The organism is Oceanobacter sp. 4_MG-2023, from assembly GCF_030689165.1.
GTDB lineage: Bacteria > Pseudomonadota > Gammaproteobacteria > Pseudomonadales > Oceanobacteraceae > Oceanobacter.
Genome location: NZ_JAUYVV010000052.1, coordinates 1 through 2,347 on the forward strand (window position 1 = coordinate 1; position 2,347 = coordinate 2,347).

Sequence of the window (2,347 nt, forward strand, 5' to 3'; positions counted from 1 at the left end):
TTCGCTGCATTCGTCGCCTTGCCCTGAACAACGGCAACACTCGCGCAGAGCCGTGCAGGATTAAATGGATGTCCCCTGTAGTATCAGGCAATGTGTTTTGTCTCGCAGACTGTAGAAAAGAGAGGTGTGTATGGAAAATCAACTAAAGGAACAGCTTCAGCAATTGCATGAAGAGTTGCAGGCCAACCCGAAGCTGGATGAAGAAACCGCAGGATTGATGAGAAAAGTTGCGGAAGATATTGAAGTGATGGAGCTGACTGACAGCGGTGATGTCGTGGAAGGCTTGCAAGAGTACGCCATTCGCTTCGATCAGGATCATCCGGCACTGTCTGAGATTTTGCGACAAATCGTGGATACCCTGGGTCGCATCGGTGTTTGATTGAAGGGTGGGTGACTGTTGTTGTCAGCGCCCAGTCTTGTTGTTCAGATCGTTACCGCAATAATAATATCGGAGACTCGTTGTATGAGACACATGCCAACGCTCGCTGAAGTAATGACAGCATTCCCTCTGCATATTGGTGAAAACACACGGTTAACAGAAGCCGCAGACTTGATGGCACAACACCAGTGTCATCATCTGCCGGTGATGGATGGTGATGAGGTGATCGGGTTGTTAGGGGCTGACGATATCAAGTTGGCGCAGCAGCCTGGACACAATCTGGATGATAGCCAGGAGCTGGTGGTCGGTGATATGTGTCAACGACGCGTGGCCCGGGTTGATCTGCACACGCGTCTGGATGTCGTGCTGGCTTATATGGCAGACAATGGCAGCAGCGCTGTGATTGTCATGCGTAATGAGAGACTGGCTGGTCTGCTAACGACTCATGATGTGTGCCGCTTTACCGCCAACTGGCTGCACAAGGAATATATGCCAAGTGACGATCCTGACATTGCTTGAATAATCATCAAGCTATATCAAGGTAAAAGCTGACAGGGCATGGAACAGGATGCCCGGCTGCTGGTCTTCGATCCGTTTGACCGGCGGCCAGTCCTTATCATCAACGTTTCTCTGAATCCTGCCTTTGCACTCTTTTGCACCGACTGTGTCGTCTTTGTGATAATTCTTTGTGCATTTTTGTGAGCATTGCTGGCTTTACTTGGGCAGTTATTGATAAAAGGCAATATTTTTTTCTTCCTTGACTGTTCCAGAGTGATGACAGAACGCTGGATAAACCAGTCACAACCCCGCAGTACGGTACGTATAGTCAGCCAATAGTGCTTTTTTGACCTGTTCTGATGATTTTTTGGGCGCTGGCCATGATCCGGGCACCTGCCTGCAAAATTTATTGGTTGGTTTGGCAGAGCTGGTACGGAGTTTGCGAAAGACTATGTAAAGGAGGATCTGCCCATGTACAAAATCGCTGATATCCAAGACTATCGCCAGCCCAAACCTGCCACTGCCGCCCATTGGCTGACAGGCCTGACTGAAATCATTGAAGGTCGTTACCAGGACGAAGAAAGCATCCAGCGCCTGCTGATGTTGATTTCTGAACACACGGAACTGCGTAATGTATCCATTGCATTACCTGACTCCCCAAGCCGCTTTAAAGCCCAATATTGTTCCACTGGTGTTACCAATGGTGTGTACAGCTTTGCTGTCCAACATGCCTTGTGCCGTCAGTTTGAATCACGTGAATGGTTGGTCATCAAGGATGGCAGTGAGCGTCCGGAACGATTTGACCCCCAAGCCAGTGGCCTGACGTTGCAGGATCGTTGCTTGCTGGTCCCACTGGTGCTGCGTCAGTCAGTACTGGCTGTGTTGGTGATGGACCTTCGTGGTGCAAGACTGGACAATGTCAGCCTTGAACTGGTGCACTGCCTTGGTGCTCAGATTGCTCAGATTCTGGCAACACAAGTGGTGCCTAATTTCAAGACTCTGTATGCACGTCCTTACCAGCGTGTGCAAGAAGATGAACTGAGTGATATTCACGCAGCCATCGATAAGTGCAACGGCAACAAGACCATGGCTGCAAAAGTGCTGGGATTGACGCCACGGCAATTACGTTATCGCTTGTCCAAACTGAGTGAAGAAACGACGTCCTCGATGAGTGCTTCAGAAGTCACTCATTAAGCATTGGTTATATCCATTCTGTATGCGGGTCTCCGGCCCGTCGTTGATACTGGGGTGACTGGTATCTGCGACGGGCAGTCTGCTCGTATTGGCTGACCAGCCTGTCTCTTTTCCCCGCATGACCCATAACCCGCCTGTCATTCGTTTGTTATCCGGCTTGTTATCCTGTTCGCTGTTTTTGGTTGCTCGATAAACTATTGGGGACATCCATTTAATCCTGCACGGCTCTGCGCGAGTGTTGCCGTTGTTCAGGGCAAGGCGACGAATGCAGCGAAA

Annotated in this window: 3 protein-coding genes; all 3 read left to right on the plus strand. The window is 50.0% G+C overall.

The annotated features are described in order from the left end of the window. The first annotated feature begins 130 nt into the window (after positions 1-130). The 3 genes from Q8W24_RS16650 (at position 131) to Q8W24_RS16660 (ending at position 2,071) form a co-directional block, all read left to right on the plus strand. Positions 131-379: a DUF4404 family protein gene (locus tag Q8W24_RS16650; RefSeq protein ID WP_303432495.1), complete on the plus strand. Its 249-nt coding sequence runs from the start codon at positions 131-133 to the stop codon at positions 377-379. Between the two features lie 84 nt (positions 380-463). After that, positions 464-898 (plus strand): CBS domain-containing protein, encoded by a 435-nt coding sequence (locus Q8W24_RS16655; RefSeq protein WP_303432494.1) that lies wholly within the window; start codon positions 464-466, stop codon positions 896-898. A gap of 450 nt (positions 899-1,348) precedes the next feature. Further along, the gene (locus tag Q8W24_RS16660; RefSeq protein ID WP_303432493.1) at positions 1,349-2,071 is read left to right on the plus strand and encodes a helix-turn-helix domain-containing protein; all 723 of its coding nucleotides are present in this window, start codon (positions 1,349-1,351) and stop codon (positions 2,069-2,071) included. The last annotated feature ends 276 nt before the right edge of the window (positions 2,072-2,347 follow it).